This is a genomic window from Nonomuraea diastatica, assembly GCF_004349015.1.
GTDB lineage: Bacteria > Actinomycetota > Actinomycetes > Streptosporangiales > Streptosporangiaceae > Nonomuraea > Nonomuraea diastatica.
Genome location: NZ_SMKP01000281.1, coordinates 1 through 9,711 on the forward strand (window position 1 = coordinate 1; position 9,711 = coordinate 9,711).

A 9,711-nucleotide genomic window follows, 5' to 3' on the forward strand; every position below is an offset into this window, starting at 1 on the left:
CGGGGCCGGTGGCCAGGTCGATCGGCCGCCGCGCGTGCTCGGCGAGAAACTCCTCCACGTCGCCCACCGGCACCACGGGCAGCTCGAACGCGCCCGCCGGATCCACCACCTGCACCGGCACGCCGTCGTGCTCCACCACGCGCGTACGCAGCGCCTCGTGCCGCGCGACCACGGCCGCCAGCACCCGGCCGAGACCGTGCACGTCCAGCGCCCCGCGCAGCTCCAAGGCGATGGGCACCACGTACTCGGCCGAGTCCGGTGTCATCCTGTCGGCGAACCACAGGCGCGTCTGCGCGGGAGAGAGCGGCGCGGAGGAGCCGTCGGGCCTGACCGGGATACGCTCGCCGGAGTCGGCCCGGGCCGTACGCACCACCTCGGCCAGCTCCGCCACGGTCGGAGCCTCGAACACCGAGCGCAGCGCGAGGCGCGTCCCCAGCCGCTCACGCAGCCGGCCGACCACCTTCGAGGCCAGCAGGGAGTGTCCGCCGAGGTCGAAGAAGTCGTCGTGCACGCCGGGCGCGTCGACGCCGAGCACCTCGGACCAGATCTCGACGATCAGGGCCTCGACCTCGTCGCGCGGGGCATCGTGCAGCTCGACCGGGCCGAGCGAGGTCTCGGGGGCGGGCAGGGCGGCGCGGTGCACCTTGCCGTTCGGGTCCAGCGGGAACTCCGGCAACGCCACGAACGCCGCGGGAATCATGTACTCCGGCAGAGCCAGACGGCAGAACTCCCGCAACTCCGCACGACCAGGCACCTCCGCACCCGGCTCCGGCACCACGTACGCCACCAGCCGCTTGTCCCCCGGCGTGTCCTCACGCGCCAGCACCAACACCGCATGCACCAGCTCATGCGCCGCCAGCCGCGCCTCCACCTCCCCCGGCTCGATCCGATGCCCACGGATCTTCACCTGATGATCGGCCCGCCCGACGAACTCCAGCTCCCCACCCGGCGACAACCGCGCCAGATCACCCGTCCGATACAACCGGCCCGGACCGAACGGATTCGGCACGAACCGCTGCTCGGTGAGGTCCGGACGCCCCCAGTAGCCACGGGCCAGACCGGGCCCGGCGAAGGCCACCTCGCCGACGGCTCCAGGCGGCACGAGCCGCGTCCGCTCATCCACCACGTACATGCGCATGTTGGGGTTCGGCCCGCCCAGCGGCACGATCTTGCGGTCGGGCGGACCGTCGAGCACGTACGAGCAGCCGCCGACCGAGGTCTCCGTGGCCCCGTACTGATTGAGCACCATGGTGTCCGGGGCCAGCTTCCACCACTCCTTGACCAGCCCGGCGTGCAGAGCCTCGCCGCCCACGAACAGCGCGCGCACCGAGGGCTCGGTCTCCCGGTCGGCCAGCTGCCGGTTCAGCACGGCCAGGTGCGAGGGGGTGAGCCGGACGAAACTGAAGTCCAGCCCGGCGGCCAGCACGTCCACCAGCTCGTCCAGCCCGTCGCCCTCCGGCAGCAGGACCACGTCGCTGCCGGAGATCAGGGGCAGGAACATCGACGGCACGGTGAAGTCGAAGCCGAAGGGCGAATGCATCACGGTGCCGTGGCGGCCCGTCATGGGGAACCGCTCGGCGGCCCACATCAGGTAGTTGACGATCCCCCGGTGCTCGATCATGGTGCCCTTCGGCCGTCCCGTCGAGCCCGAGGTGTAGATCACGTACGCCAGGTCGTCCGGGCCGGCGACCGGCTCCGGCCGGGTGCCGGCCTGCCGCGAGATCAGGTCGGCGTCCTGATCCAGGCAGACGGCCTCGCACGCGGGCAGCCGGTGGCGCAGGTCCGCCGTGGTCAGGATGATGCGCATGGCGGTGTCGGCGATCGTGTACTCGATCCGCTCGTCGGGATAGCCCACGTCGAGCGGCACGTAGCAGCCGCCCGCCTTCAGCACCGCCATCGTCGCGACGAACGTCTCCGGCGACCGGCCCAGGAAGATGCCCACCGGCGTCTCCCTGCCGACGCCCCGCTCGCGCAGGTGCCGGGCGAGCTGGTTGGCCCGCCGGTCCAGCTCGGCGTACCGGAGCGTCCGGTCGCCCTGCCGTACGGCCACCGCGTCGGGCGAGCGGTCGGCCTGCCGTTCCACCAGCTCGTGCAGGCACAGGTGGAGGGGGTAGTCGCGGCCGGTGTCGTTCCAGCGCACGATCAGCTCGTCGTGCCCCCGCTCGCCGAACAGGTCCAGCTCCGCCAGCGGGCGCAACGGGTCGGCGGCGACCTGGTCGAGCAGCAGCGCGTACTGGCCCGCCAGCCGGTCCGCCTCGGCCGCCTCGAACAGGTCCACGTCGTAGACCAGCAGCAGCCTGCCCCCGGCGGTCAGGTGCGCGGCCAGATCCACCTCGGTCGTCGTGGGAGGGGCATCGATCCTGGTCGCGGAGAGACCTGCGGCCGCCCAGCTCTGCTCGCCCGGCTCCGCGGCGACCACCTGTGCCTGCACCAGCGGCGGCCGTCCCGGGTCGCGGGCCGGCTGCAGCAGGTCGATCACGGCCTCGAACGGCAGACGGTGGCGCAGGCAGGCGGCGAACTCGGCGGCGTACCGGCCGAGCAGCTCGAGCAGGCTCACCTCGTCGTCCGCGACGCACCGTACGGGCACCAGGTCACTGAGCGGGCCCACGGCCTCCCCCACGCTTTCTGACCTGCACCGCACGCCGAGCGCGAGGTCATCGGCCGCGCCCAACCTGCGCAGCAGCAACTGCAGCGAGGCCGCCAGCACCAGCTCCGCACCCGCACCCGCGTCCGGGCCGGCTGCGGAGTCGCGCAGCCGATCCAGCGAGTCCGGCGCGACGGGCACGGCGACGGCCGCCGCCCTGCCTCGCCGATGGGCCGGGCGCGGCAGGGTGCAGGGCAGCTCCAGTGTCGGCAGGCCGACCAGCCGCTCGGTCCAGAACCGCATGCGGTCCTGCGGTGTTCCGCCCTCTGAAGGCTCGACGGCCACCGGCGCGGGCTCGTCCAGGCGGCCACCCGACAACAACGTCCACAGCTCGCCCATCAGCAGCTCGGCCGAACGGTCGTCGGCGACGATGGCCGAGGCCGTCAGCACGAGGAGGTGGTCACGGGCGCCGAGCCTGACCAGGCGCACCCGCATGAGCGGCGCGCGGTCGAGCTGGAACGGCTCCAGGGTCTGCGCGGCCACGAGCTGTTCGGGCCCCGTGTCGGGGGGCGGCTCGACGATCGCGACGTCCGCCGCGACGACGAGCTCGGTCACGGCGACGGGACCGGATTCGCCTCCGGTCAGCCGGGTGCGCAGGACGTCGTGCCGGGCGAGCAGCTCCTGCGCCGCTCTGCGTACCTGCTGGAGCTCTAGGTCACCGCGTACGCGGAGCGCGCGGCAGGCCGTCACCTGCACGTCTCCCGGCCGCAGTTCGTCCAGGAACCAGAGCCGGCGCTGCGCCGCGGTGACGAGGGAGGGGGTTGGGCTGGTGGACAACGTATTCACCTGGCTCTCGAAGGGAAGTTCGCATGCGGGGCCGGGTCGAGCCTGCGCCGGTGGAAGGACAGGTCGGCCAGGAGACGGCGGGAGCCGATGCGTCCGCCGCCCAGGCCCGCGGGAATGGGCATGGCGCCCGTGTCGCTCCACTGGAGCCCGTCGGCGCCGATCACGGTCCGCGTCCGGTTGCGGTTGTCGGGGTGCAGGCAGTACGGAACGTCCAGCAGCCCGCGCTCGAAGGCGGCCGGCAGGGCCTGCGTGAGTGAGGGGGACAGGCCGCGTACCTCTTCCACGAGCACCTTGGCCTGGTGATAGATCTCCGAGTCCGCGCCGGCGGACGGGGGCGAGGCGGGCCCGGCCTGCTCCCGAGCCGCGTCGTGGGCCAGGCGCAGCGCCGCCGTGTTCTCCTCGATGGAGGGGATACGATGCGCCTCGGCGACGGTCTTCACGATGAGCCGTTCGGTCCTGGTGGCCGCGGCCAGCCGGGCGCTTTCCCTGATGAGCTGCTCGGCGCCGGTGACGCTTTCGGGGAACTGCCCCATGAACGTGTAGAGCACGACGTGCCAGTCGACGTCGGTCAGGTATTCGGCGCACAACCGCCGCAGCGCCATCAGGGCCTGGGCGTCCTGCCGTTGGTGGGTCTGCTGGGCGTAGCTCGCCGACACGCTGGGCACGCCGTGCTCCTGGAAGAACAGGCATTCCAGGACGGAGAGCGCGACCAGCAGGCTCGGCGGGCAGAGCTGGCCCAGCATGCAGCCGCCGAAGGATTCGAGATGGCACACCACGCCCCGCTCGCGCTGCTCGGCCAGCAGCCGGGCGGCCTTCGACCACGCGATGGCGGACTCGCGCAGCGGCATCCTGCTGTAGGGCAGGCAGTAGGAGACCGGTCCGCCTTCCGAGGCGTCCACGCCGGCGTCGAGCATGACGCGGAAGATCTGCTCGGGGAACGGGGAGCCGTGCCGCACCTGGATCGGGAAGCCGGCGCCGATGACGCCGCCGAGCATGCGCGCGGTGGTCTCCGCCCCGTGCGCGACCAGCGGGTAGCCGTTGAGCCGCAGGCCCGACGCGACCGCCATCTGGGCCCGGTCGTGCTCCCCCTGGCGCGTGTAGCTGTCCAGCGTGACCGTGCCGATCGCGGTCACGCCCGCCGACCGTACAGCCAGCAGCCCCCGTCGCATGAGAGCCGGATCGTCGAAGCCCATCCTCGGCTGCACGATCAGCGTCCCGGTCTTCCTGACCAGGGCGACGAACTCGGTGAACAGCGAGCGCATCATCACGTCACCTGCTCCACGTGCGAGCTGATGTAGCGGCGGAACGACTCGATCGCGTGGGCGGAGTCGCCCGCGCCGACGTGGAACACCGCGTCGAACCCCAGCTCCAGCAGCTCCTGCTCGAACTGGCTGTTCGCCTCGCCCTCGACGCCGAGCTTGCCCCCGATGACGACGTTGAGCCGGGCGAGCCCGGGGTCGGCGCGCAGGGCGGTGATGAGCCGGGCCCCGTCGATGTGGCCATGGCCGTTGACGCTGCTGATGACCACGCAGTCGGGGCGTTCCGCGTGGCACCGCCGCAGCAGCAGTTCCGTGGGGACGCAGGCGCCGAGATTGACGACCTCGTGTCCCATCTCCTCAAGGAAAATCTGTAGCGCGACCAGGTTCCACATGTGCGAATCGGAGGGAACACTGGAAACCAGGAATTTGCGGGCCCGGGACACCAAAGGGCCGAATGCGTCCCGCCGGCCGAGGTCTTCGAATATCTCTACGCTCGTCATTTCCGGTCGCTCCTCGTCAGTGATTAAGAGGCCGATAAGACCAGGTCTCCGGGGATTCAGCCCGGCAACAGTCGGGGAATCCCCTCGTCCTGCCGGGCCAGGGAATTCCCCTGCTCAATGGCCGGGTCGCCGAAATGCGACCGGGTGAACAATGTCGCCAGGGCGGCGCGCGAGGGAATGTCCAGTTTCCGGTAGACGCGGGACAGGTGCCCTTCCACGGTTTTCTCGCTCACGCCCAGGCGGCGGGCCACCTGGCCATTGGTGACGCCGCTGCTGACGAGCTCGGCGATCTCCAGCTCGCGGCAGGTGAGCAGGTCCATCGTGGTGCCGTCGGGCGTACGGGAGTGTTCTTCCGCCTGGCCGCGTGCCGGCTCGGCCAGCGCGCGGACGTGTGCGGCCGAACCGGGAGCCCCCGCCCGGTCCATCAGGTCGGCCGCCGCCGCCGCTTTGGCCGCGGCCTTGGCCGGCTGCCCGGCGGCCAGCAGCGCCGTCGCCGAGGCGACCATGCTGAGGCCGACCCGCCCGGTCAGCCCCGTCGCGTCCGCCTCCTTCTCCAGCAGCTCTCCCCAGTGCACGAGCTGGTCGGTCAGCCCCAGCGCCTTGCCCGCCGTGATCACGGTCAGGTAGAAGTCCGCCCGGTACAACGCCGGCAGCGCGGACAGCCGCTGACCGCCGGCGTGCCGGAGGAACTCCCCCGCGTCCCGCTCCGGCGCCTTCCCCGCGCCCAGGCGTGCGGCGGACAGGTGCGCGGCCGCCAGCCGGTCGGGTGCCGCGGCCAGCGCATGCCCGGCCCAGCGTGCCGCGGCCGGCAGGTCACCGTCCCGCCTCGCGGTCGCCGACCGCTCGATCAGCGCGTGCGCCCGCAGATAGGCGTGGTCCTCACCGGCCAGTACGGCCACCGCCTCGTCCAGCGCCGCGGCCGACTCCGCCTGGCGGCCCAGGTACCCCGCCGCGCTTCCCGCCACCGTGAGCAGCAGGCCGAGCGGCACGGCGCGACCGGCGGCGCGAGCGAGGGCGGCGGCCCTGCGGCTGTGGCGCAGCGCGTCCGCGTACCGCTCCAGGCGCAGCTCCGCCCAGCACAGCCAGGCGACCAGATCGAGCCGGCCGGCGAGCTCGGCGTCCGGCGTCTGGTCGATCAGCCGGGTCGCGGTACGCAGATCGTTCGACGTGCTGCCCTCGCCCGTGAGGGCCTCGCACACGGCGTGCACGGCCGAGCAGAGGGCGCGGGTGACCCGGCAACCGTGCGCGGCGAGGTGGCCGAGCCGCTGCCGCAGCCGGCAGAGGTCGAGCCCGGGCTCCACGTCCGAGAGCTGCGTGATCGCCAGCCACAACGCCGTCTCGGCCTGATCTCCCGGCTCCTCGGCGGTGGCCAGCGCCTCGAACAGCAGCGCTCCCGCCTCGGCGGTCCGCCCGAGCAGGCGGCCCGCGTACGCCGCCATCCGCAGCGCCCGCGTCCGATGCCCGGCCCGGTCCGGCGAGCCGGCCTGAGGCGAGGTGTCGCCCTGGAGCGAGGTGCCGGCCTGAAGCGAGGTGTCGGCCGCCTCCAGGGAGAGTCGGTAGGCCCGGCGGAGTTGGCCGGCCTGAAGGGTCGCGGCGGCCCGATCGAGCAGAAGTCGGTCTAGTCCCTGATCGGGGGCGTGCTGGACGGCCAGGTCGAGCCAGTGGGCCGCGAGCGCCGGACGTACCGGCAGCACGGCGCGGCCCGCGGCGGCGAACTCCCGCGACAAAGACTGCCCGTCCTCGCGGGCGGCCCATTCCAGGTGCGCGGCGTACTCCTGGGCCGGAGCACCACGGGCCTTGAGCGCGTCCAGTGCGCGCCGGTGCGCGGTGATCCGCCAGGCGTGCCCGGTGGTCTCCAGCGTCGCCTTCCAGGTCAGCGGGTGGCGGAAGGCGTAGTTCCGCTCCGAGTGGCGTACCACGTCCGCGCCGACCAGCTCGTCCAGCCCCAGCAGGACACGTTCGCCGTCGATGCCGCAGACGGCCGTGACCAGCCCGAGGGTGAACCGCTCGCCGGCCACGGCGGCGGCACGCGCGACGAGCTGCGCCGTCGCTCCGAGCTCGGCCAGGTCGCGGGTCAGCTCGGCGGCGACGCCCGGCGGCAGGAGGGACTGCCGCCACTCCCCGCCCGGCGGGACGAGATCGAGTCCCCGCCCCTTGGCCAGCGCCGCGAGATACAGCGGGTTGCCCTCGCAGAACCGGTTGACGGGCCTGACCCGTACGTCGTCGGCGTCGGCGTGGAGGAGGCGGGCCGCGGTCGCGTCGCAGGCGGGCGCGAGGGAGAGGCGGGTGTCCTCGCGATCCAGGCCGGCCAGCACCGAGGCGAGCAGCGCGGGCGCCTGGCGCGGCCGGTAGGAGACGCAGACGAGCAGCGGGCCGGAGGGACGGTGCCTGGTCAGGAAGCACAGAGCGCGCAGCGATGCCTCGTCGGCGGCGTGCGCGTCGTCCAGGACGACCAGCAGGGGGCCGCCGTCGGCGCGCTGCCCGAGCCGGTCGCGCATGAGCCTGCCGACGGCGTGGGGGTCGTGGGGGTCGCACTCGTCCAGGCCGAGGTCCTCACCGAGGCACTCGCAGGCGTCCTGCAGCAGCGCGTACGGGCCGCGCGGGACGGATCGTGCGCTGGCCAGCACCGCGGTCCCGCCATGGGAGCGCACGTGTTCGGCCAGCAGGCCGAGCAGGTGGGACTTGCCGAGTCCGGGATCGCCGGCCACCTCGGCGAACCGGCTCACGCCCGTGCATGCGTGCTGCCACGCGCGCTCCAGCGCGTCCCATGCCGGCGGTCTCGGCGGCTCGTCGTCTCTCGTCCTCATCTCCATCCTTGGCCTCCCTCTGCCGGCGACGCGCCCACGGCGATAGGACTCATGCCTCTTATGTTGGGAAGTTGGCCTTCTCGGCCCCATCGCGGCCCCATCGTGGCGCTATCACGGGAACCGCCCGGCGGCGATAAGGCGCGCGATACGGCCGCGAATGACCCCCTCCGTAGCTTCTGAGGCATCGCAGAACCCAGTCGAAAGCCCAGGTGAAGGGGTGCCAGCCATGCAGCTCAAGAAGATCGTCATCACCGCCACGATCTCCATCGCCACCCTGCTCGGCCCCGCCACCGCCATCGCCTACGCCGACACCCCCTGGGACTAGCCACCCCCGTTCCCATCGGCTGAACCCGCAGGTAGAAGGGCGGACCACCGCGGTCCGCCCTCTTTTCGTGCCAAGATCGCAAAATTAAGTTTGCAAAATTGTCTTTGCGAATCTATCGTGAAGGCATGACAGCGGACTCAGCCACCACAGCGCCCCTCACCGCCCGCGCCGCAGCCGGCCGCTACGCCCTCATCAGCTTCCTTGCCTGGCTGCCCGCCGGGCTGATGGGAGCGCCCATGGTCCTGCTGATGCTCCAGCGCGGCATGGACGTCGCCTCCGTCGGCCTCGTCATCGCGATCCACTCCATCGCGGTCGTCTCCCTGGAGCTGCCCACCGGCGGGCTGGCCGACGTCATCGGCCGCCGCGCGACCATCGCGGCCTCTGCCGTCTTCGCCCTGGCGAGCCTGCTCCTGATGGGCCTGGCCACCGGCTTCGGACTCTTCGCCATCGCCTTCGTGCTCAAGGCGGTCTCCCGCGCCCTGGCCAGCGGCCCCGCCCAGGCGTGGTACGTCGACACCATGCACACCATCGACGGCCCCGACGCCAACCTCAAGCCCGGCCTGGCCCGCGGCGCGTCCATGGGATCCATCGCGCTGTGCGGCGGCACGCTCATCGGCGGCATCGTGCCGCTGGCGCTGCCCTCGACCTGGTCGTTCGGCCCGCTCGTCCCGCTGTCGGTGCCCATGCTGCTGGCCGCCGCGGCCGCCGCCGTGCAGTTCGTCGTCACCATCGTGGCCATGCCCGAGCCGCCGCGCCTGCGCGCCTCGTTCGCGAACGTGCTGCGGGGCGTGCCGGTCGCGATCACCGGCGGGCTGCGCAGCGGGCTGCGTGAGCGCGCCATCACCAGGCTGCTGCTCGTCGCGGGCGGCGTGGGAGTCGTGCTCAACTCCATCGAGATCTTCACCCCGAGCCGGCTGCAGGACCTCACCGGACAGCCGGAGAGCGCGGGCATGATCTACGCCGTGGTCGGCGCCATCGGTTTCGCGGGCAGCGCTCTCGGCAGCGCGCTGGCCCCGCTGGTCGCCCGGGTGGCGCGCGGCTCGCGACGGGGAGCGATCATCGGCACCGGCGTCACCGCGCTTTCCCTGTCGATCATCGCCGCCTCCACCCCGCTCAGCGGCACCCTGGCCATCGTGCTCGCCGGGCTCGGCTACGTCACCCTCTACCTGGGTTGCGGGGTCAGCGAACTGCTCCGCGGCGAGATGTTGCACCAGCGTGCGACCTCGGCCGAGCGCACCACACTCCTGTCGGTCGACTCGCTGCTCCTGCAGGCCGGCGGCGGCGTGGCGGCGGCGGGCCTGGGCTGGGTCGCGATGCACCTGGGCCTGGCCACCGCCTGGTGGATCACCGCCGCCACCATCCTGGCCACGGTCGTGTTGTTCCCCCGCAC

At 72.6% G+C, this 9,711-nt stretch carries 5 protein-coding genes; 1 reads left to right on the forward strand and 4 read right to left on the reverse strand.

Annotated features, from left to right (window positions below):
- The 4 genes from E1294_RS49060 to E1294_RS49075 form a co-directional block, all read right to left on the reverse strand.
- Window positions 1-3,421: non-ribosomal peptide synthetase (locus E1294_RS49060; protein WP_165977914.1), on the reverse strand; the 3,421-nt coding region annotated here is incomplete at its 3' end.
- Window positions 3,422-3,426: 5 nt separating this feature from the next.
- The gene (locus tag E1294_RS49065) at window positions 3,427-4,695 is read right to left on the reverse strand and encodes a methylaspartate mutase (protein ID WP_132519279.1); all 1,269 of its coding nucleotides are present in this window, start codon (window positions 4,693-4,695) and stop codon (window positions 3,427-3,429) included.
- Window positions 4,695-5,189, reverse strand: coding sequence for a cobalamin B12-binding domain-containing protein (locus E1294_RS49070; RefSeq protein ID WP_132519282.1), 495 nt, complete (start codon window positions 5,187-5,189; stop codon window positions 4,695-4,697). The genes E1294_RS49065 and E1294_RS49070 overlap by 1 nt, the downstream gene beginning before the upstream one ends.
- 56 nt (window positions 5,190-5,245) lie before the next feature.
- Window positions 5,246-7,996 (reverse strand): LuxR family transcriptional regulator, encoded by a 2,751-nt coding sequence (locus E1294_RS49075; RefSeq protein WP_165977915.1) that lies wholly within the window; start codon window positions 7,994-7,996, stop codon window positions 5,246-5,248.
- 450 nt (window positions 7,997-8,446) lie between these two features.
- Between E1294_RS49075 and E1294_RS49080 the strand changes: the two genes are divergently transcribed.
- Window positions 8,447-9,711, forward strand: a 1,265-nt coding sequence (locus tag E1294_RS49080; RefSeq protein ID WP_132519288.1) for an MFS transporter, incomplete at its 3' end; no start/stop codon positions are given.